General features: G+C 26.6%; 27 protein-coding genes and 2 pseudogenes. 26 read left to right on the top strand and 3 right to left on the bottom strand.

What is annotated here, in order from left to right; genetic code table 11:
* The first annotated feature begins 105 nt into the window (after positions 1 to 105).
* The 10 genes and pseudogenes from BN899_RS11475 to BN899_RS11440 all read left to right on the top strand — a co-directional run bounded on the left by BN899_RS11475 (position 106) and on the right by BN899_RS11440 (position 8,835).
* The gene (locus tag BN899_RS11475) at positions 106 to 1,827 is read left to right on the top strand and encodes a DEAD/DEAH box helicase family protein (protein ID WP_042275540.1); all 1,722 of its coding nucleotides are present in this window, start codon (positions 106 to 108) and stop codon (positions 1,825 to 1,827) included.
* 645 nt (positions 1,828 to 2,472) lie between these two features.
* Complete coding sequence (locus BN899_RS11470) at positions 2,473 to 2,760, top strand: hypothetical protein (protein WP_042275538.1); 288 nt, start codon at positions 2,473 to 2,475, stop codon at positions 2,758 to 2,760.
* Between the two features lie 53 nt (positions 2,761 to 2,813).
* Positions 2,814 to 3,677 carry a hypothetical protein gene (locus tag BN899_RS19290; protein WP_052356837.1) on the top strand — a complete coding sequence of 288 codons (864 nt, stop codon included), beginning with the start codon at positions 2,814 to 2,816 and terminating at the stop codon, positions 3,675 to 3,677.
* A 45-nt stretch (positions 3,678 to 3,722) separates the two neighbouring features.
* Positions 3,723 to 3,902 (top strand): annotated as a pseudogene (locus tag BN899_RS18690) (HNH endonuclease); the annotation flags it as partial.
* A 618-nt stretch (positions 3,903 to 4,520) separates the two neighbouring features.
* Positions 4,521 to 5,162, top strand: coding sequence for a recombinase family protein (locus BN899_RS11460; protein ID WP_042275537.1), 642 nt, complete (start codon positions 4,521 to 4,523; stop codon positions 5,160 to 5,162).
* Positions 5,163 to 5,502: 340 nt separating this feature from the next.
* A complete protein-coding gene (locus BN899_RS11455) occupies positions 5,503 to 6,021 on the top strand; it encodes a hypothetical protein (RefSeq protein WP_042275535.1) in 519 nt (172 codons plus the stop codon).
* Entirely contained in the window at positions 5,970 to 6,314 is a 345-nt protein-coding gene (locus BN899_RS11450) for a type II toxin-antitoxin system PemK/MazF family toxin (RefSeq protein ID WP_042275533.1), read from the top strand. Before BN899_RS11455 ends, BN899_RS11450 begins: the two co-directional genes overlap by 52 nt.
* A gap of 319 nt (positions 6,315 to 6,633) precedes the next feature.
* The gene (locus BN899_RS11445) at positions 6,634 to 7,002 is read left to right on the top strand and encodes a hypothetical protein (protein WP_042275530.1); all 369 of its coding nucleotides are present in this window, start codon (positions 6,634 to 6,636) and stop codon (positions 7,000 to 7,002) included.
* A gap of 263 nt (positions 7,003 to 7,265) precedes the next feature.
* Positions 7,266 to 7,418, top strand: coding sequence for a hypothetical protein (locus BN899_RS19090; RefSeq protein WP_154658900.1), 153 nt, complete (start codon positions 7,266 to 7,268; stop codon positions 7,416 to 7,418).
* Entirely contained in the window at positions 7,393 to 8,835 is a 1,443-nt protein-coding gene (locus BN899_RS11440; RefSeq protein WP_042275527.1) for a recombinase family protein, read from the top strand. The genes BN899_RS19090 and BN899_RS11440 overlap by 26 nt, the downstream gene beginning before the upstream one ends.
* 64 nt (positions 8,836 to 8,899) lie before the next feature.
* Here the strand turns inward: BN899_RS11440 and BN899_RS11435 are convergent.
* From BN899_RS11435 to BN899_RS11425, 3 genes and pseudogenes are all read right to left on the bottom strand, one after another.
* Positions 8,900 to 9,229, bottom strand: a pseudogene (locus BN899_RS11435) (manganese catalase family protein); the annotation flags it as partial.
* Between the two features lie 30 nt (positions 9,230 to 9,259).
* Positions 9,260 to 9,529: a spore coat protein CotJB gene (locus BN899_RS11430; RefSeq protein ID WP_042275524.1), complete on the bottom strand. Its 270-nt coding sequence runs from the start codon at positions 9,527 to 9,529 to the stop codon at positions 9,260 to 9,262.
* Entirely contained in the window at positions 9,513 to 9,740 is a 228-nt protein-coding gene (locus tag BN899_RS11425) for a spore coat associated protein CotJA (protein WP_042275522.1), read from the bottom strand. The genes BN899_RS11430 and BN899_RS11425 overlap by 17 nt, the downstream gene beginning before the upstream one ends.
* Positions 9,741 to 9,955: 215 nt before the next feature.
* Here BN899_RS11425 and BN899_RS11420 point away from each other — a divergent pair, with 215 nt between their 5' ends.
* From BN899_RS11420 to BN899_RS11350, 16 genes are all read left to right on the top strand, one after another.
* On the top strand, positions 9,956 to 10,816 hold the full coding sequence (locus BN899_RS11420; protein WP_042275518.1) for a tRNA 2-thiocytidine biosynthesis TtcA family protein: 861 nt from the start codon (positions 9,956 to 9,958) through the stop codon (positions 10,814 to 10,816).
* 107 nt (positions 10,817 to 10,923) lie between these two features.
* Positions 10,924 to 11,940 carry a 3'-5' exonuclease gene (locus BN899_RS11415; protein ID WP_042275515.1) on the top strand — a complete coding sequence of 339 codons (1,017 nt, stop codon included), beginning with the start codon at positions 10,924 to 10,926 and terminating at the stop codon, positions 11,938 to 11,940.
* 100 nt (positions 11,941 to 12,040) lie between these two features.
* Entirely contained in the window at positions 12,041 to 13,234 is a 1,194-nt protein-coding gene (locus tag BN899_RS11410; protein ID WP_052356836.1) for a hypothetical protein, read from the top strand.
* 31 nt (positions 13,235 to 13,265) lie between these two features.
* Complete coding sequence (locus tag BN899_RS11405) at positions 13,266 to 14,219, top strand: S8 family peptidase (RefSeq protein WP_042275512.1); 954 nt, start codon at positions 13,266 to 13,268, stop codon at positions 14,217 to 14,219.
* Positions 14,220 to 14,555: 336 nt separating this feature from the next.
* Positions 14,556 to 15,950, top strand: a complete 1,395-nt coding sequence (locus tag BN899_RS11400) for a KUP/HAK/KT family potassium transporter (protein ID WP_330362532.1) — start codon at positions 14,556 to 14,558, stop codon at positions 15,948 to 15,950.
* Complete coding sequence (locus BN899_RS20555; RefSeq protein ID WP_373276237.1) at positions 15,923 to 16,474, top strand: KUP/HAK/KT family potassium transporter; 552 nt, start codon at positions 15,923 to 15,925, stop codon at positions 16,472 to 16,474. The genes BN899_RS11400 and BN899_RS20555 overlap by 28 nt, the downstream gene beginning before the upstream one ends.
* A gap of 191 nt (positions 16,475 to 16,665) precedes the next feature.
* The gene (locus BN899_RS11395; RefSeq protein ID WP_042275509.1) at positions 16,666 to 17,352 is read left to right on the top strand and encodes a cell division ATP-binding protein FtsE; all 687 of its coding nucleotides are present in this window, start codon (positions 16,666 to 16,668) and stop codon (positions 17,350 to 17,352) included.
* Entirely contained in the window at positions 17,336 to 18,232 is an 897-nt protein-coding gene (gene ftsX, locus BN899_RS11390; protein WP_042275506.1) for a permease-like cell division protein FtsX, read from the top strand. Before BN899_RS11395 ends, ftsX begins: the two co-directional genes overlap by 17 nt.
* An 18-nt stretch (positions 18,233 to 18,250) precedes the next feature.
* Positions 18,251 to 18,820 (top strand): coiled-coil domain-containing protein, encoded by a 570-nt coding sequence (locus tag BN899_RS11385; protein WP_042275504.1) that lies wholly within the window; start codon positions 18,251 to 18,253, stop codon positions 18,818 to 18,820.
* Between the two features lie 50 nt (positions 18,821 to 18,870).
* Positions 18,871 to 19,356 (top strand): M23 family metallopeptidase, encoded by a 486-nt coding sequence (locus tag BN899_RS20175; protein ID WP_081712245.1) that lies wholly within the window; start codon positions 18,871 to 18,873, stop codon positions 19,354 to 19,356.
* 92 nt (positions 19,357 to 19,448) lie between these two features.
* Complete coding sequence (locus BN899_RS11375) at positions 19,449 to 19,955, top strand: 3'-5' exonuclease (RefSeq protein WP_042275501.1); 507 nt, start codon at positions 19,449 to 19,451, stop codon at positions 19,953 to 19,955.
* A gap of 104 nt (positions 19,956 to 20,059) precedes the next feature.
* A complete protein-coding gene (locus tag BN899_RS11370; RefSeq protein ID WP_042275499.1) occupies positions 20,060 to 20,356 on the top strand; it encodes a hypothetical protein in 297 nt (98 codons plus the stop codon).
* Complete coding sequence (locus BN899_RS19085) at positions 20,347 to 20,532, top strand: hypothetical protein (protein WP_052356834.1); 186 nt, start codon at positions 20,347 to 20,349, stop codon at positions 20,530 to 20,532. The genes BN899_RS11370 and BN899_RS19085 overlap by 10 nt, the downstream gene beginning before the upstream one ends.
* Complete coding sequence (locus BN899_RS19080; RefSeq protein ID WP_147568543.1) at positions 20,511 to 20,939, top strand: protein kinase domain-containing protein; 429 nt, start codon at positions 20,511 to 20,513, stop codon at positions 20,937 to 20,939. The genes BN899_RS19085 and BN899_RS19080 overlap by 22 nt, the downstream gene beginning before the upstream one ends.
* Positions 20,932 to 21,363: a hypothetical protein gene (locus tag BN899_RS19075; RefSeq protein WP_052356832.1), complete on the top strand. Its 432-nt coding sequence runs from the start codon at positions 20,932 to 20,934 to the stop codon at positions 21,361 to 21,363. The genes BN899_RS19080 and BN899_RS19075 overlap by 8 nt, the downstream gene beginning before the upstream one ends.
* A 269-nt stretch (positions 21,364 to 21,632) precedes the next feature.
* Complete coding sequence (locus BN899_RS11350) at positions 21,633 to 22,109, top strand: hypothetical protein (protein ID WP_042275496.1); 477 nt, start codon at positions 21,633 to 21,635, stop codon at positions 22,107 to 22,109.
* Positions 22,110 to 22,111: the final 2 nt, after the last annotated feature.

The following is a 22,111-nucleotide window of genomic DNA, read 5'->3' as shown; positions in this document are numbered from 1 at the left end:
ATTGCTTTTTTTTACGTTCTTTTAATTAATAGCATTATATGAAGTATATAGGTAAGTAAGAACTAAAAAATTATAAATAGTGTTGCATAAGAGGAGACAAAGATAATGATACAAAGATATTTATCACAAAAATTTACAAGAGAACAAGTAGAAGATCTATTTAAAAAAAAAGAAAGGATACAAATAATAACTGCACCAACTGGAGCTGGCAAGACTTATTTTATACAGCAGAATGTAATAAAGATAGCTAAAGGTGAATTTAAACCTTTTGGAGCGTCTGATAGGAAAGCATTATTACTAGCTAATAGAAGTGCTTTATTAGATCAAATAAAAGAAGATTTAAAGAATAACTTAGATACTACTTATTTTGAAACTATGGAAGAAGAAGAATATGTAACTAAATATATAGATATACTTTCGTATCAATCGGTAACTAAGAAATTCTTAGAGGATATTAACTTTTTAGAAAAATATAAGTTAATAATAGCAGATGAATGTCATTATTTCTTAAATGACAGTTGGAATAATACAACTCAATTCACTTTAAATAAATTTATAGAACATTCAGTAGATAATACAACTCTATTCCTTAGTGCTACGACAGAAGAACTTAAAGGTTATATGAATGTTATTAAAGATATAGAGCTTGGTGGTAGAGAGATTTATAATGAAGTCTTGAGTTTAGAAGAAAGTATGGATCTAGGTTTCAATGATAGACTAGATATAACGGTTACTAATGATACATTAGATAATGTCATGCAAAATATACCTTATAATGAGAAGTTTGTAATATTTGTAAATGAGAGATTTTCAAAAGATAAGATAGAAGAATATTCTAATAAATATTCTTATGATAATAGATTAGTAGGATTCTTATATTCTAAATGGGAACAAAAAGGTAAAGGGTTTATTGAAGATAGTGAAATGTCAAGACGATATAAAGCGGTCTTAAAGAAAGAAGGATTCTATGATGATGAGATGTTAGGCATAGTAGCTAATAGCGCTATAGACAATGGTATAAACTTCAAAATGGAAGATCTTAAGCATATTATACTACTTAATCAATATGATTTTGTACAGATGCAACAATTTATAGGTAGAAAAAGACATAATCCAAATAATATAAATGATAGAACTAATGTATATATAATATCTCATAATAAAGATGAATTGATTTCAATAAAGAGTAAATGTGATAGAACTATCAATTATTACAAAGATTATAAAAACTTATCATTTAATGAGTTTTGGGATAAACATATATTAGAAATTAATAATAATATTATAGCTATTAGAGATTATAAAAATCCATATGTTGAAGGTTTAAGGATATGGAAAAATTCAAAAAGAAACACGGATTTTCCTTTTATGGTAACTATAACAGATAAAGGCGTGATAGAAATACATCCTAATTATTGCCAAATACAAAAAGTAGCTTGCAAGTTAGATATAATAAACGGTGTATTGGAACAAATAAAGGAGTTTACAATGGTTACTTTCTTTTACGATAACTTAAAAAAGTATTATAAGAACATAACAATAATAGAAGTTGAAAAAAGTAAATTACAGAAAAAACACTCTGCTATGGAAGAGATTCCAGTATACCTTAATAAATTAAAAGGTAGAAGTATGAATAAAGAGCAATATAAAAACTTGAGAGAATATTTCAGAGTTGAATGGGACACTAAAGATAGTAGAAATGGCAGAGTTTTAGGTGATAAAGCTTTTAAAGAATATATTAATGAATTTGGATACAGTGTTATGAAAGGTAAAGGTAAAAAGGTTGGAAACACAATACCTATAATATACTTCATAGTTAAAGAATAATAGCGTAAAAAGTGTATATATTACACTATAATATATATATAATATTATATTTTATACAGAAAAAACTAATTAAACTGCAATAAGGTGTGTATAGACTGTAATAGATATATTTACTATATGCAGGTTTCATTGAAATTTTTTATTTATTGTATAAACAAAAAAATAAAAATACACATCGAGAGCCGGAGGCGAGCGACTTTGAACGAGGCAAGGAGGGGGTGTGGGGGAGGAGTTACAAGTGAAATAGTAGCGATAGCTACTATGAACAAGTAAAGCCGAAGTGGCTAAAAGCCACCTACCCCACGATAACTAGATGAATCATCACACCGGATTTATATTAGATTACTAATAGCTATAAGCATAAATTAAATTTCTATTTATATGATACATAGGAAAAGCCACTCTGTGCGAAAGAGTGGCTTTAAACTTGATATAAAGATCAAGTTCAAAAAATAACCCATTTATGGAACTCCACTCTAGTCCAAAAGAATGTAGTTCTTTTTTTATTATAACATAGATAAGGCTAAAAAATACTATATAAAAAGATATCTGGTTTGGTGTTTGTTGTTGCAATCACTAGGGTTGACAAGTTTTTTTAGTGTGATATTCTATCCTTAGAAGTATAATAAAATTAAGGGGGATATTGTGAAAAATTTAAAAGAAATAGATAAACTACTAGATACAATAATGGGTTTAGCAAGTTATGATATGTTTAACAAATATAAAAAACATTGGAAAGTATTCGCCAACATAGAATCTAAAATACATTTTTACTTATATCATGGCGAGCCTATTGAAAATATAGATTTGCTTGAAGAAACAGAACAAATTAAGCAACTTCTAGATTCTAAAGAAATAGATTGTTATGAGTTTTATAAAATGTTGCTTGATGCTAATGAAATGTTAAAAAGTTTAGAAACAATAAGACAATAATATCATTGGAAAAAAGTAAAAATCTTAGAAAAATACATATAGGGGTAGTAATTATGGAATTTAAGATATGTAAATCTTGTAATAAAAAATTAATGATTAATAATTTTGATAAAAGTACAAATATAAAAGATGGATATGAAAATAAATGTAAAAAATGTAGACGCAATCTTAGACCTACATATTCTAAAACATGTGAAATCTGCAAAAAATACTTTACTACAAAAACCAAAAAAACTAGATTTTGTAGTAATGAATGTCAAGGGATTGCAAGAAGAAACAGAGTTAAAGTAAATTGTAGCTACTGTAATAAAAATATAGAAATAGTTAATTCTAAGTTTGAAAATCAAGAAAACTATTATTGTAATCAAGACTGTAGAACGGAGCATTTAAAAATATTAATGTTAGGTGATGGTAATCCTAACTATAATAGGATTTTGTACGAATGTGATGGTTGTGGGGATGAAATTTGGGTTGTACCAAGTCGAGTAAAAGAACAAAACTATATATTTTGCTCAAATGAATGCTATAAAGAAAATATAGGACAATTCTTTATAGGTAAAAATAATCCTAACTATGATAGAGGTGAATTTACATGTGAACAATGTGGCAAAGCATTTCAGAGAATTAGATCTGCAAATAGAGGTAATCATGTATTTTGCTCAAGAGAATGTTATGAAGATTATAATAGAGAAAAAGGAAGAAGTAAGGAGACAGATCATAGTTGTCCTATATGTAATAAATCATTTAAGATATGGGAATCTAGATTGAAGTATACAAAAGATGTATATTGCTCAAAAGAATGTGCAAGAAAAGGTTATGGTATTAAATATAGTGGAGAGAATAGTCCTAATTATAATCCGAATATGACAGAGGATGATAGAATTACTCAAAGAAAAAGCTATGAATATTACTTATGAAGAAAGTCAGTATATGAAAGAGATAATTATACATGTAAATATTGTGGTGATGATAAAGGTGGAAATTTAAATGCACATCATATAGTTAATTATATGGAGCATGAGGATTTAAGAACTGATATAGCTAACGGTATAACATTTTGTAAGACTTGTCATAAGTTATTTCATGATACATATGGATATAAAAATAATACAAGAGATCAACTAAATAAATTTTTAAAATAAATTGTAGAAATAAGCATCCTAGAAATAGGGTGCTTTTATATTGCAATGAAACCTAACTTTTAGAACTTAAAAAGCTTACAAAATTGATAAACATAAGATATTCTAAGGCTTTTAGAAATTCAATAGGCATATTAGGGGTAGCGTCAGGAAAATACGGATTTTACACGCTAAGCAAAATTAAGTTAGTATTTCCAATGGTTTGAAGATTTTAACACTTTTTATAAATATAATAAAATACTAAGTTATTCGTACTATAAAAAGATTATTATAATAGAAGTCTTATGATACACTTCAAAGTATTGATTTTACTTAATTTAATAAGTGTTTCAATAGAGTAACCACTATTGAAACCTAAACTCTAAAATACTCCTTAACGTGTAAAATCTGCAAAACCCTGACTATACCCATATTAGGTTATAAAAAGATTCCGTAAAGGTATACGATTACAAATACATATAGCTAAGATTAAGAATATAGCTATAAAGCCATATTTATAAAAATAAATATATTCGTAAAGGTTTAAAAAGAATTATAAACATATTCGTAAAAAACATTGATATTTACGAATACGAGATGTATACTAAGTTCATAATCAGATTAAAAAGGTGGTAAAAATAAATGAATAAAGTATTTAATTACATAAGGATATCAACTAAGGAACAAAATGAAGTTAGACAAATACAATCTATGGAAGAATTTAATAAAAACAATAATATAGTTAATGCTATAGAACTTATAGATAAGGCAACCGGAACTAATACAGATAGACCCAATTTACAAATGCTATTAAAAGTAGTTGGTGAAGGTGATTTAGTAGTTATAAAATCAATTGATAGATTATCAAGAAATTATAAAGAAGTAATGGAATTATGGAACGAAATAACTTTAAAAGGTGCAGATATAGTTGTTATAGATATGCCATTACTAGATACAAGACAGCATAAAGACTTGTTAGGGGACTTTATAAGCAATTTAATATTACAAGTACTAAGTTATGTAGCACAACAAGAAACAGACTTTAGAAAACAAAGACAAGCAGAAGGAATTGCAATAGCTAAATCAGAAGGTAGGCATCTAGGTAGACCCAAAGCAGAATATCCTTATAACTTTGAGCAAGAATATAAGAATTGGAAACAAGGAAATCAAACTGCAAAAGTAACTATGGAAAGTTTAGGGCTTAAAAGAACTACATTCTATAAACTTGTAAAAAAGTATGAAGAAGATGAACAACAAGACTTTACGAATAATACAAACATATAAAAATTAGATATAAAACATATCAATGACTTAACACTAGAAGAACTTAAAGTAAAATAAGGTTAATAAGTGGAATTATAAAAGAACAAGGTATAAAAGAATCATATATAATTTATACAGATTATATATAGATGCTAGAAAAACTAAAAGAGTCAGAAAATAAATAAGTTAAAGGATACTATATAAAAAATATTGATTGAAGAGAGTTATTCAGTGATAAAGTAATAATAAAAATGACTTTATTACTGAGTATAGTTATACACCAAGTCTCAAATAGAAATAATAATTATTTCCTAAATTGCTATACTAAGGTATAATAAAGGCACAAGTTAGGAGGAATATAATGGGAAAGAATAATGACAATAAAGAAAAATTATTTAGAGTGAATATATACTGGGTTATATGTATTTTAATACTAATAATAATTGGACTATTAACATTGATTACATATATTAAAAAAGATGAATCTATATTTATAACGGATTTGATATCTATTAGTAGTGGTTTTGTATCAATTGCATTAGCAATAGTTGCAATAGCATATTCTGTTTCAGAAAGTATAAAAACCAATGGAGAGAGCAAACGAAATTCAGAAATTTTAGATAATGTTAAGATGATTTCTGAACAAGTTCATAATAAAATTTCTGAGTTAGATAATAAAGTTGTTAATCAATCTGAAAAATTATCAGAGTTAGTAGAAGAATATAACAAAGAATATAAGAGTATAAAAGAAAAGAAACTCAAGATCAAGAAAAAGAAACTCAAGGCAAAAAGGAGGAAACTCAAGATCAAGAGAAAGAAACTCAAGATATCAAAAAAGGAGATATATTTTGGGCAGATTATATATCTGATGGTAGAGTAGCAAAAGGTAGAAGACCTGTTGTTGTTGTTCAAAATGATATTGCAAATAAATACTCAAATACAGTTATAGTTTCCCCTATATCAACTAAAAGGAGTAATACAAAATTACCAACTAACATTATATTATCAGATGGCTACAGAGTTATAAATAAATCAGTTCCTGTTGTTATGTTAGAACAACTAATAACGGTTGATAAACATAGACTATATGAATATATAGATCATATAAATGTTAAAGATATGGAAGCAATAGACAATGCTTTATGTATTAGTTTAGGAATATATGATATATAGTATAAAAATAGAAATAAAAAAGCATCTCATAAATGAGGTGTTTTTTATATAGGCATCTTTTGCGAGTTTGTAGTGGGTGAAGAAAAAAATATTCTCTATTTATAAGAATAAAAGGGGTATCGGAAAAATTTCGTTTTGATAAGTTAACTAGAATATATAATATCATGATTTGAGTTATTAAATAAAAAATTAAATATTTTTTATTTAATTTTTTTTACATTTACTTGAGCAATAACATTATATATATACATAGGAACAAATAAGAGTATTAATCACCTTATCCTATAAATACTATAATGAAAAAGGAATTAAACAAAAGATGAAAAACAAAGTAATGATACAACCAGAAGAAGTTGTAAAGAGTGTAAAAAAATTAAATAGAAACGAAAGACAAGCAGTATTAGCAATGGCTTTAAGTTTTCAAAAGTCACCATATGAGACAATACAAAATATAAGTTGTACAACTGGTTCTCTACTAATGCATAAGGCTTTAAATTGCAATCCTACAATACAAGGGAATGCTAAAATATTTAGAGAGTATGCACATGAGATATTAAGACAAAGATTCCCATACTGGAGCAGTGAACGTATAGACGAGGAAGTAGATTTCTTCAGAAGTAAAACAAGTATGCACACAACTAGAATGCAATGGGAATTTAAAGTAATAAATAAACACTTTAATAAGTAACAAATATAGAGGACTATAGAGATATAGTCCTTTAAAATATTAATAAAAGTATGTTTTATTAAATAAAATTAAAATTTTAATGACTAAAAGAAATTTATAAAATTTAATAAATAAGACTAAAGATTAAATTACAATAAGTCATTCGCTAAAATATAAAGAGAAAATATAGCATCTTTTATTTTACATTTTCATCTATTTCTGCATTATATGGACTAACACTAAAAAATTAGGTTTGTCATAAGTAATAGTAAGGAGTTGAGTTTATGAAAAGAGTGAAAATAGAAGATATGAAAGTAACCATTAGTTATGGTGAAAACAAAGTTGATAAAGATAGATTATGTGATATATTTATAGATATAATAAAAGAATTAGAAAAAGAAGGTGCAGAAGATGAAGCAGAATGTAGTGCTACTTAGAGTATCGACCGATATGCAAGACTTTGAGAGTCAAAAGAGTGGTATAGCTAAATATGTAAAAGAGAACGATATAACAGTTCATAAAACAATAGAGGAACAAGGTGTATCTGGATATAAGACAAAGTTAGAAGATAGAGAAGGATTGCAGGAACTGATACAAATGGCTTTAAATGAAGAATTAGAATGTATTATAGTATTTAATCAAGATAGATTAGGAAGAAGATTAGAGATACTTTCATTTATGACTATTATGAACGAACAAAATGTAAAAGTTTATTCCGTTACAGAAGGTCTTTTAAATGAAGATAATGATACATCTGAATTAATTCAAGCTATAAAGTTCTGGACTGCAAATTATGAAAGTAAAAAAACAAGTCTTAGAGTTAAAAATGGATTAAGAGCAACTATAGAAAAAAATGCATATACTGGTGGAGTACCTAACTTTGGATATAAAGTAATTGATAAAAAACTTGTAATAGATGAAGTTGAAAGTAAAGTAGTTACTTTTATATTTGACAATTATATTAACTATGGATGTAAGAGAACTATGGAGTTATTGGAAGAAAATAATATATTAAAACGTGGTGAAAGGTGGACTATATCAAAAGTGTTTAGTGTATTATATAATCCGATCTATATTGGAAAAAAGAAATATCAAGGTGAGTTATTAGATTTTCCAGAGTTGCAAATCGTGAGTGATATTATTTTTAATAAAGCACAAGAACGTGCTAAATCAAGAAACACAAGAGGTACAAATAGATACACTAATAGAACCAATATATTATTTGAAGGTCTGTTATTCCATAGATGTGAAGACGGAATAGAAAGAAAGTTAACTATTGATTATGTAAGCACTAAGGATGGAAGGGTGCATACATATAGATGTAAGCATTGCAAAAATATCAAAGCCAAAATAACAAAAAATTTCAATAGTACTAAAATAGAGCCATTATTATTAGATAATATAAGGTCTATAATGAACAACATATCTATTGAAACATTAGAAAAAAAATATAATGAAGAAATAACTAGTGATAGAACTGCTATAGTAAATAATATTGATATAATAAATAAGAATATTAATAAGAAAAATAAAGCGATAGATAAGGCTATGAATGTAATTGAAAAAATATTTATGGAAGAAAGTAATGTAGATATAAATATACCTAGTAATATGATAAAAAAATTAAATATAGAAATAAAAGAATTAGAAGAGCAGTTAGAAGTTTATAAGAAAGAGTTGGAAACATTAAAAAACACAACTAGCAATGCTTTATATTTATTAGATAAATACAAGGATTTTGAAAATTTATTTGAGAAATCAAATAATGAAAAGAAGAAGGTTATACTGCAAGAGTTGATTGAGAAGATAGTAATAACTTTTGATGAAATAAATATACAATTAAACTTGTACTAAATACATTGACACTATGTATCTGATTTGATAAAATAAACCTGTCTTAATGATGGGTTTATTTATTGCTAGCATCTGATGGAAATATTCCAAATCCATTTTGAGCATAATTTGAACCAAGCCCAGCAGCTCTTAATTGTTCTGGAGTAGCATCATAAGTTAATTGATAAACCATAGTAGCTATCATTTCAACATGTGCAAGTTCTTCTGTACCGATATCAGTCAAAAGTGCACGAGATTTTCCAGTAGGCATAGTATAACGTTGACTTAAATATCTAATTGCAGCAGCTAGTTCTCCGTTTGGCCCCCCAAATTGAGTTATTAGAAACTTAGCCATTTGTAAATCCCCATTTTTAAGGTTAACAGGATGCTGTAAAGTTTTTTGATATATCCACATAAAAATTAATCCTCCCAGTAGTTTTGATGTCTAATAATTTACTTCTCTATCCCAAGGCCAAGGTTGGCAAACCCATTGCCAAGTATTACAATTATTTATTGAATGACCGAAGTTTGTTAGTGGCCCATATTTACTTTCATAAGCACATTTAGCTTGCATAAATTGCTTACTTAATGAATTAAAAGTATTTACAGCTTTTTGATCTTCTGGATGTGTATCTAAATATAGATTCATATCTAAGCATGCAAATCCTAATTCTTGTACCTTTAATATAAGCTCTCTTCTAGATTCTTTTTTCATTGCTTTTACCTCCAGATCTTTTTATTATAGGTGTAGAATACAGGTCTTTGTTATACATTAAAGACTCCCATAAATATAATTCTGGAAATAATGTTCCATGTTGTAATGCACCACAAGGATTAAACATTTTTGTAAATACCTGGTCATTTACATAAGGTCTTGCAAGAGAACATCCACAGTTTTGAGAAACTCCCCTGTTGTCATTTTGCATTGAATATTCCTCCTATTTTAAAAGTTAGATAATAATTATCTAATATATATTATTCGTACAAGCAAATTTTGTTCCTAAAAGGATGAATATCTTTTAACTTACAAATAATAATCATATAAAATAAATAATAATAGATTAATTTAGGTATCACTTGAACTAAGAATAGAATATATGATAAAATAATTTGCATGTTTGCATAATAATGAGGTGATAAAATGAGTGAATTAGCAGGAAAAGGCTGTGAGATTATAGTACCTTTTGATGAAAGACAGCCATTAAAAGAAATAGAAAGAAGCATAATAAAAAGATATAGAAAACATTTATGGTCAAAATTTATAAAGGCTATAAGAGATTATAAACTAGTAGAAGAAGGAGATAAAATAGCAGTAGCTATATCTGGCGGAAAAGACAGTTTACTTATGGCAAAAATGTTTCAAGAATTAAAAAGGCATGGACAAGTTAACTTTGAAGTAGAATTTATCGCAATGGACCCGGGGTATCATGAAGATATTAGAAAGCTACTTGTAGATAACTGTGAATATTTAGATATACCAATACATTTATTTGATTCAAGAATATTTGAAATAGCTGATGAAATAGCGAAGGATTATCCTTGCTATATGTGTGCTAGAATGAGAAGAGGAGCATTATACTCTAAAGCTGAAGAATTAGGATGTAATAAGCTAGCACTTGGACATCACTATGATGATGTTATAGAAACAACTATGCTTAATTTATTATGTGCTGGAAACTTTAAAACCATGTTACCTAAATTAAATTCTACAAACTTTGATGGAATACAAATAATAAGACCTCTTTACTATATAAGAGAAGAACATATAGTAAAATTTATACAAAATAGTGGTATATGGCCATTAAATTGTGCTTGTATGGTTGCAGCTAAAAAGACTGGTAATAAGAGATATGAAATAAAAGATTTAATAAAGAGCTTAGAGCCGCAATTTAAAGATGTAGAAAAATCTATATTTAAAGCAGCTGAAAATGTCAATATAGATTCAGTTTTAGGATGGCAAGAAGATGGAGTTAAGCATTCTTTTATGGAAAAATATGAATAAATGATTAAATTATAAGACCGTTGATGAAAAATTCAACGGTTTTTTTACTATGTATAAACAAAAATGATAGAATATAATTAGATGTACTTAGAAGGGGTGAGTTTATATTGAAAAAAATATATATAGACTTTGAAATGAACATGCCAAGTTCGAAAGGTAAAAGAGACATGCTAGATGCAGATATAATAGCCATAGGTGCAATAAAGTATGATACAGATACTGGAGAAATAGAGGAGTTCAAATCTTTAATAAAACCAGTTGGAAACATGCATATATATCCACATATAGAAGAACTAACTCACATAACTCAAGAGGATTTAATAAAAGCACCTACTTATGAGATAGTTATGAGGAAATTTAAAAAATGGTTAGGGACATTTTCTCAAATTGAGGGCATATATACATTTGGAAGTTTAGATTTAACATGTTTTAATAATACTGATAAAAAAAGTGCAAAGAAACACAACCATCCACGTTTTATAAATAATATTAGAAATTTATTTGTAGATGTAAAGGATAAGTATTTATCAAGTGGAATAAGGTGTATGAATTATATTTCTTTAAAAAATTTATTGGGATGTGCTAATATTGAATTTTTAGGTGATGCACATGATCCTTTATACGATGCTTATAATTTGTATATATTAGATAATGCACTAGAGAATAACGAAGATATTAGAAATATATTAGTAATACAAGATATAGTTAAACCACCATTTAGTATAATTAATGGAAATTTAGAAGAAAAATTCGAAGAATATAAAAAATATTTTTATAAAAATGAAGGAAGTTATAATGAATTAGATATGTCTATTGAAGTATTAAAGACTATAAGGTTATATGTTGAAACGATAAAGGATATCGATATTTATAATATAGACGTGCTTAGGGATATAAATAAGAAATTAGATATTTTAGAAAAAATAAAAGATATAAATATAGGATGTATGTATCTATTAGAAAATTTTTATCTTGATATGAAAGATCTTTTAGAAGATTTGATGCTTTATAAATTAGATGAAACTGAATACAAAGAAGAGCTTAAAAATATTATAAACTTATTTGATGAAGATTTAAGTTATGAAAATATAAATTGTAGAGACTTCTTAGAAAAGAGCTGTTAATAAAATTATTTTATTAGCAGCTTTTAAATTATATATGAATTAGTCTAAAGCTAGTAGTTACTAAATATAAATTATATATAGAAAGGTGGTAAATTAAATTATGGAACAAATTTTGAATTATCTGACTATTATATTAAAAGTATTTATTTGTTTATGGGCTATATTTATAGTAACTATTTTAATAAAGTTTATTATTACATTTAAAAAGAATAAACCAAAAAATATGTCAAGAGGTAGCTTAGAAGGTTATAAAGTCAACATAGAAGAAAAATTGAAACTTAAAAAAGATAAGTATGATTATAAAGAAGACTATAACTTAAATGGAGAAAAAATAATAAATTATAATAATGGAGATAGGTATAAAGGAGAACTAATAAATGGTAAAAAAAATGGATTTGGAGTATGTATATTTTCAAATAAAGAAAGATATGAAGGATTATGGAAAGATGACATGATGCATAGTGTAGGAAAATACATATACAATAACGGAGCTGTATATAGTGGAGATTTTAAATATGGGATGATTGAAGGGCTAGGAATGTATACTCATACCAATAAAGATATATATAAAGGTTATTTTAAAAATAATAAGAAAAATGGTAAAGGAGTATTATACTATAAAGATGGTAGTAGATACAGCGGTATGTGGGAAGATAATCTGCAGTGCGGAGAAGGTAAGCTAATAAAATCAAATGGAGATGTATATGAAGGCGAATTTAAGGACTCAAAGATAAATGGAAAAGGAGAGTATAAATACAAAGACGGAAGTAAATACATAGGGGAGTTTAAAGATAATGTATTTCATGGTTATGGATGTTATACAGAAGCTAATGGGGAAATATATGAAGGCGAATTTAAATATGGATTAAAAAGGGGAAAGGGTATATATAAATCTAGAGCAAATGAAGTATATGAAGGTGAATTTAAAGATGATTTGTTTGATGGAATAGGTAGATATACATATAGTGACAAAAGTATTTATGAAGGGGACTTTAAAAAAGGAAAAAGATGTGGGATAGGTACATATACTTGTGATACATATAAATATGTTGGTGAATGGAATGAAGATAAAAAAGAAAAAATAGGTACTTATTATCTACCCCTTAAATCTAAATTAGAAGTAGTTATAGAAGACGAAAAAATAGTACAAGGTGTGTATAAAGTAGAAGGGGAAGAAGATTTATATTTATATGGAATAGATATAAATGATAGTGATGAAAAGAATATAATAGCAAATATTGAAAGATATTTAAAAAGAGGTAACATTCACAATAATCAATTCAAATATATATAATTAAATATAAAACAAGTTTGGAGTGATTATATTGAAAATTAAACAAGAAGATTTAATTATAAAGTTAATTCCATTTACTTTAGATAGAGAAGTTAGAGGAAAGGATACAAAAGCTCCATATGGAGTTGATATGATAAAAGCTAAAACTATATGGGGAGAATCTCAAATGGGAGAAGGTGTAAAGGTTGCAGTAATAGATTCTGGATGTGATATTAATCATGAAAGTCTTAAAAATAATATAATAGGAGTTAGAAACTTTACTGATGAAGATGGGAAAAATCCTGATATAGTTATAGATAGAGTTGGACATGGGACTCATGTAACTGGCACTATAGCTGCTAATGGAGGAAACAATACAATAGTTGGAGTAGCACCTAATGCTCAAATCTATGTACTAAAAGCGATAGATAAAACTGGGTCAGGTAAATTAAGTTGGGTAGTAAATGCTATTAATTATGCTATTGAAAAAAATGTAGATATAATATCAATGTCACTTGGGATGTCACAAAATAGTGAAAAGTTAGAAAAGGCAGTAAAAGAAGCTATAAATAAACATATTTTAGTTGTATGTGCAGCGGGTAATGATGGAGATGGAAATTCTAACGACTTTGAATACTCTTACCCAGCAGCATATATAGATGTAATATCAGTTGGAGCAGTTGATAAAAGAGGCGTTCCTGCAAGCTTTAGTAATGCAAATTTAGCTGTTGATGTAGTTGCACCAGGTGTAAATATATTATCAACTTATCCAAATAATCAATTTGCTATACTAAGTGGAACAAGCATGGCAACTCCGCATGTAAGTGGAAGTTTAGCTCTTCTTAAAAACTGGTCTAAAAAAGAATTTCAAAGAAATTTAAATCAAAGAGAGCTATACGCTCAATTAATTAAACATACGAAAGTGTTAGATTATTCAAGAGCAGTGCAAGGCAATGGACTTGTTTATTTAGCGGGAGAAAAAGGGAAGAAAAAAACAAAATACTAAAAAAATTAGAAGCTATCTTAAAATAGAGATTAGCTTCTTTTATTTATATAAAAATAAGTTTCTAATATAGTAAAAAGTTAATTTATTGTTAATTTTAAATTAAAAATATGTTGATTTTTTTTAAAAGGAGTATAATGGAATTTAAATAAAATTCAGCTGAAAAAATTAAGTACATAAAGATAATATGATTAACTAGATAAAATAAAAATATTTGATCAAATAAAACATAATATAATACAGAGATAGATAAGATAAGCCTTAATAAATACAAACTAGACTTATTAGTAAATTTTATTTAAAGGGGAGCAATATTATGAGTAGTAGTAAAAAATAAGCATGGCATCACTTTTAGTAGCACTAGGTATTGTGTATGGGGATATAGGGACATCGCCTCTTTATGTTATGAAAACAATATTATCAACTAATGGAGGATATGCATCTACTGATCTAGTATTAGGAGGAGTGTCGCTAGTTTTTTGGACATTAACTTTGCAGACAACAATAAAATATGTAATGTTAACTCTTAAAGCAGACAACAATGGAGAAGGAGGAATATTCTCTTTATATACATTAGTAAGAAAAAGAGCTAAGTGGCTAATGATACCGGCAGTTATAGGAAGAGCTGCACTTTTAGCAGATGGAATGATTACACCACCAGTTACAGTAACAACATCTATTGAAGGTTTAAGATTAATATTCCCATTAAGCACAAAAATGATAATAATAATAGTTATATGTATATTAATATTTTTGTTTTCATTTCAAAAATTTGGGACTACTAAAATTGGTAAACTCTTTGGACCGATTATGTTTATATGGTTTTCCATGTTAGCTATATTCGGAGTTGTTAATATAATGAACTATCATCAAATAATAAAGGCTATAAATCCTTATTATGCTATTAATTTATTGATTACAAGTCCTAAAAGTACTTATATTTTAGGTGCGGTTTTTCTTTGTACTACAGGAGCAGAAGCCTTATATTCTGACTTAGGACATTGTGGAAGAAAAAATATATACTACACATGGTTTTTCGTAAAAACATGTTTAGTGCTTAATTATTTAGGACAAGGGGCATGGCTAATTTCAAGAAAAGGAGAATTAATAAGTGAAAATCCATTTTTCTTAATAATGCCACAATGGTTTATTATACCAGGTGTTATAATAGCAACATTAGCAGCTATTATTGCAAGTCAAGCACTTATTACTGGTTCATTTACATTAATATCAGAAGCAATAAAACTAAATTTGTTTCCACGATTACAAGTTAGATATCCTAATGATGAAAAAGGACAAATATATATACCAGCAATAAACTACTCTTTAGGTATTGGCTGTATATTATTAGTATTATACTTTAAAAAGTCAGAAAATATGGAAGCAGCATATGGTCTTGCGATTACTGTAACTATGCTTATGACAACTATATTATTATCACAGTATGAAAGATATAATAAGAAAAGACCAATTATATCTATATTTGTTCTAGTTGTTTTTGGTTGTATAGAAATAAGCTTTTTATATTCTAACTTATTCAAATTTTTTAGGGGTGGATATATAACTTTATTAATAGGATTAATAATAATATTTATTATGTACATATGGATACATGGGGTTACTATAAAGAAAAAATATGTGCAGTTTAGTAAAATATCAGATCACTTAGATAAATTTAAAGCTATAGAAAAAGACACAACAGTGCCATATACTCTACTCATACAATATATTTAACTCAATCTAATGATCGAAAATATGTAGAAAATAAAATATTATACTCTATATTTAACAAATGTCCAAAACGTTCAAGATACTACTGGTTTATTCATGTAAAGGTAACCGATGAGCCACATACTATGGATTATAGAGTATATACAATAGAACCTAATAAAATATTTAGTATAGAATTTAATTTAGGATTTAGAGTTAGTCAAAAGATAAATGTATTTTTAAGAGATGTAATTCAAGATTTAATATTAACAGGAGAATTAAAATTTAATCCTAAAGATTATATGATAAATACTGGGACTGATAAAAATGTAGGAGATTTTAAATTTGTAATATTAGAAGAAACTTTATCTAATGAAAGTAACCTTTCAAGATGGGATAATTTTGCAATGAGTCTTAAGGTATTTATAAAGAAGATAACAGTATCTCCTCAAAAATGGTTTGGAATAGATACTAGTATCGTTGAAGTAGAAAAAGTTCCTATAACTATAGGGATAAGACAAAAGGTAAAACTAACTAGAATAGTATGAAAAATAAAAATAACCCTAGATAGCAAAATGTTATCTAGGGTTATTTATATAGTATCAAAGTTTGCAGAAAAATAAAATTTCGATTTAAAGTTACAAAAAGGTTACAAAAAATGTTATAATTAGGTATAATTGAATAATAAAGAAAAAAATAACGACAAAAATCAAGAAAAAAGTATAATGGAGTGGTATAAATGATTAAATTTACTAATGTGGATAAAGTCTATGCCGATGGTAATAAATCATTAGATAATATAAACTTAGGTATAAAGCAAGGAGAATTTGTATTTTTAGTGGGTCACTCAGGCGCAGGAAAATCAACTTTACTTAAGCTAATGACTAGAGAAGAAAAAATATCATCAGGAAGACTTTCTGTCTTAGGAGAAGAAATTACAAAATTAAAAACTAATAAAATACATAATTATAGAAGAAATCTAGGAGTAGTATTTCAAGACTTTAAATTATTAAATGAAAAAACAGTATTTGAAAATGTGGAGATAGCTTTAAGGGTAGTAGGAACAAACCCTAGTGAGATAAAACCTAAAGTAATGGACGTATTAAAAAAGGTTGGAATTGCAGATAAATACAATAAATATCCAGCTGAGTTATCAGGTGGAGAATGTCAAAGGGTTGGTATAGCAAGGGCTATAGTAAATAAACCTTCTATAATAATAGCAGATGAATGTACTGGAAATTTAGATATACATAACTCAATAGGTATATTAAATTTATTAAGTGACATAAATGCAGAAGGAGTTACTGTTATAATGGCAACTCATGATATAGAAATTTTAAAATTATTTCCAAATAGAATCGTAGAAATTCAAAAAGGAAAAATAGTCAAAGATACAAAGAGGGATTTATATGAAGTTAGTGTCTAAGTGTTTATATAGTTTAAAACAAGGAATAAAAGGAATTTTTAGCAACAAAACTATGAGTTTTATATCTGTAATATCAGTAACGTCTGCTTTGATTATACTAGGTATAGTATTTACTATAGTTTTAAATATAAATCAATTTATTCAATTTGCTAAAGATGAAATAAATGAAGTAAGAGTTTCAATGGAAGCTAATATAAGTGAAGAAGAAAAAGCAAAAATTAAAGAAGATATAAGTAAAATAACAGGTGTAAAAGAGGTAGAATATAAAACAAAAGAAAAATCTTTTAACGATATGAAAAAAAGTTGGGGAGAAGAAGCATACCTACTAGACGGTGTAGAAAATCCTCTTAATGATTTTTATCTTGTAACAATAGATAATCCAGATAACTTAAAGACAGTATCATCTAAAATATCAAAATTAGGTGGAGTTGAAGAGGTTAAATATAATCAAGATATAATGCAAAACTTTTTAAGTATGTCAAATATGGTTAAAAAATTTGGATCAATAATAATTATTGCATTATTACTAATATGTTTAGTGATAATATCAAACACAATAAAAAGCAGAGTTTACAGTAAAAAAGAAGAAATACAAATAATAAAATACGTTGGAGCTAGTAATGGATTTATAATAGCGCCATTTATAGTAGAAGGATTTACGATAGGAATGATGGGATCGCTTTTAGCCGTAGGAGCATGTGTTGGAATGTATGGATATATATTAGAAAAAACTACATCTATTATAAGTAAAGTTGTAGGAAATGTAGCACTTCCTTTAACTAGTATATCTATGTCCCTTATAGCAGTTTTAGTTATAACAGGAATAAGCATAGGAGTACTTGGAAGTGTATTATCGGTTAAGAAACATTTAAAAGTATAGATAATAGGGGGAAATTGAGTGAAAAAAATAGTATCATTAATAACGGTATGTGCTGTAGTAGTTAGTACAAACTTTATATATGCAGACAATAAAGAAGATAATTTAGATAAAAAATTAAATGAAAATAGACAAGAACAAACGACTATAGTAAATAAAATAAAAGATTTAGATGAGAAAGTAGTACAAATAGAAGCTAATATTTCAAAAACTAATGAAGAAATAAACAAATTAGATGAAGAAATAAATAGTACACAAGAAGAAATTAAAACTTTAGAAAATAATATAAAAGATAATGAAGAAGCCTTAGGAAAAAGATTAAAGGCTATAAATAATAATTATTCTATGGGATACTTAAAAGTTATTTTAAGTAGTTCATCTTTGTCAGACTTTTTCAATAATATCTATATAGTTCAGCAAGTTATAGAACAAGATAAAGTATTATTAAAAGAGTTAGATGATAACAAAGTAGCAGTAGAAAGTAAAGAAAAAGAATTAGAAAATAAAAACAAAAGCAAGAAGAACTTAAATCACAATTACAAAGTGATAATGAATCAGTACAAGCTGACAAAAGTGAGTTACAAGCATTAAAAAATGAACTAGAAAAAGAAGAAAATGATTTAGAATCAGAATTAGAAAAAATAGCAGCAGAAGCAGCAGCTAAATTAGCGGCAGAGCAAGCAGCAAAACAAGAATCATCAAACGATGGGGCAACTAGCGGGCCAACTGGTGTTATATCTAGCGGATCTTGGCCAGTACCAGGACATACAAGAGTAAGCTCTCCATATGGATATAGACAACATCCTGTTTTAAATGTACAAAAATTACATACAGGTGTAGATATACCAGCACCTAAGGGTACTCCTGCAGTAGCTATAGACAATGGAATAGTAATATTCTCTGGAACACAAGGAAGCTACGGAAATACAGTTATGATACAACATGATGATGGAAAAGTAACATTATATGCACATAATAGTGAACTAGTTGTATCAGTTGGTCAAAGAGTTCAAAAAGGACAAGTTGTTACTAAGATAGGTTCGACAGGTAGATCAACAGGACCACATTTACATTTTGAAGTAAGGATAAATGGAAAACATACTAATCCAATGCCTTATATAGGATAATAGTTTGTAAATATAAGAGTTTATATAAATACGCATATTTGATATAATTAGATTATATTAAATATGCGTATTTGCAATTTGAGGAGAACAATATGAATGAATATGTAGTTGTAGACTTAGAAACTACAGGCCTTGATCCATATAAAGGTTGTGAGATAATAGAAATAGGTATAACTGAAATAATCAACAATAAGATAGTTAAAAACTATTCAAGGCTTATAAAGCCGAAATCAATAATACCATACTTTATAACTGAAATAACGAATATAACTAATGAAATGGTTGAAGGTGAAGAAGGTATAGAAACTGTGCTACCTAGATTTAGAGATTATATAGGTGATAGAACAATAATAGCTCATAATGCAAAATTTGATTTGAAATTTTTAAATTACTACCTTAAAGAGATGAATTTAGAGCCGATAAATAAACATATATGTACTTTAGAGCTATTAAAACAAAGTAAAAGTTATAAAGGTAAAAATAAAAAATTAGAAACGGCATGTGAGTATTATAATATAGAAAATAAAAATGCTCATAGAGCAGATAGTGATACATTAGCTACAGCGAAATTATTTTTGAAAATAAAAGATGAAAATTAAGATAAGCATGAACTTCATGCTTATTTTTTTGTCCAATTAGTGTTTAAATTTTAAATGCTTTCATAGTATATAACAGACAGAAATCTTTCTTAGGAGTTGAGTGTATGGTTTTTATAGATATTAATATATTTATAGACAAAATAGAATTTAATATATTTGAATATGAATATGAGAAGAAAGATATATTACAAGATAAAATTATAGTGCCAAAATCTTTTAATATAGGTGATAAATTAAATTATATAAGAAAATTTATGGTTAGACTTATAAAACAATATAAAATAGAAAAAGCATATATGAATATAGAAGATGACCTTGGTATAGAGGCTATTAATATAGTAAAAATGGAAGGCGTATTAGATGAATTGCTTTCAAATTGTGGGGTGGAAAAGTGTATATAAGTCCAAATTTTAATCTTGAAATAATAGAAAAAATAAATTCTGAAGGGGTTAACTCAGCACTTTATATTGTTAAAGATGTGCAATTAGGATCTATATTTATGTTAAAACAAATAGCAAAAAATAATTTTAGAGACGACGGAAAGTACTTTGAAGAATCAAAAAAATATATAATCTAAAGCATCCTAATATAATTCCTATAAATACAGCATCATATGATGATGAATATATTTATATTACTATGCCTTATTTTAAAAGGGGATCTTTATATAGTTTATTGCAAAATGAAAATTTATCAGTAAGAAGAATAATAAAATACTCTTTAGATTTTTTATCAGCAGTAGATTATATGCATAGTAGAAATATTATACATTGTGATATAAAGCCAAATAATATTCTTATAGGTAATGAAGATAATGCAGTACTAACTGATTTTGGGTCAGCCCTATATTTAAATCATTTAGGAAATGCAAGACTTAAAAATGTTTACTATAAGCATATAGCACCAGAACAATGTAGCAACTCTATAATAAGCAAAAAAAATAGACATATATCAGATAGGAACAACATTATACAGAATGTGTAATGGAAATGAAGAATACAATAAACAGGCTAGAAGATATAAAGATTTAAATAGCCTAAAGTTAGCTTGTGCAAAAGGAAAATTTCCAATTAGGAAAAAATATTTACCTCATATACCAAAATCACTGATAAATATAATAGAAAAATGTATAAAGGTAAATCCTCAGGAAAGATATGATAATGTATTAGAAATAATGAATGAACTATCTTTAGTTAATAACAACTTAGATTGGAATTATTATAAAATAAGCAAAAACAGCTTTTCATGGGTATTAGGGGATAGTGTTAAATTAGAACTTTATAAAGAAAATGATGTATGGAATATTATAGATAATGGTAAAATAAATTCATTTGTTGATAGTAAAGCAAAGGGATACAGCGTTATTAGAGGAATAATAAAAAAATATGAAAAAATAGCCTTACTTTAAACCGATCAAGTAAGGCTATAAAGGGGTAAAATATATTATAAAAAGGGGTTTATTAGGGAATATATTTTATTTGGGGAGTAAAATAATCGGTTATTAGGGGAATAACCTTAAATAAATAATAACAAAATTCGACAAAAAAAGCAATAGGTAATTTCAAAAAAAAATAAGAAATTTTAATTAAATTAAATTATAAAAAAATTTAATTTTATAATTATGAATGAAAAATTTTCCTATGCATAAAATAAGAAAAAATTATTTAGGAGGATTTTATGAATAAAAAGTTTTTAACCTGTTTTATAGCTATATTTATATCACTTTGCAGTTACACTAAATCGACTTGCATAGAAAATAAATATACTAAAGATATATGGATAAATAATCTTAATACTAAAGATATAAAGGTTAATGTAGTAGATATAAAGATAATAAAAGAAAGCATATATATTGGAAAAAAATATAATGCGTCGGCTATATTGACTATGAATGTAGAGAATAATTCTTTAGATGATATAGAATTATCAAATATAGATATATATCCATATCAAGCTAATAAAGAAACAAAGTATTTTGTAAGTACTTCAGAAGACAATATTACAGGATTCATAGGTAACTTAAAACCTAAGGAATCTAAAACTATAAAAATGGGAGTAGCATTACATAATACTAAAGACCCTATAAGTTTAGAGTTTTCTAATATTGAAGATGAAAAAAATGAAAAAATAACTGAAAGTATAAATATAAAATAAAA

Source organism: Faecalimicrobium dakarense, from assembly GCF_000499525.1.
GTDB classification, from domain to species: domain Bacteria; phylum Bacillota; class Clostridia; order Peptostreptococcales; family Peptostreptococcaceae; genus Faecalimicrobium; species Faecalimicrobium dakarense.
This window is presented reverse-complemented; position numbering and strand designations above follow the sequence as displayed.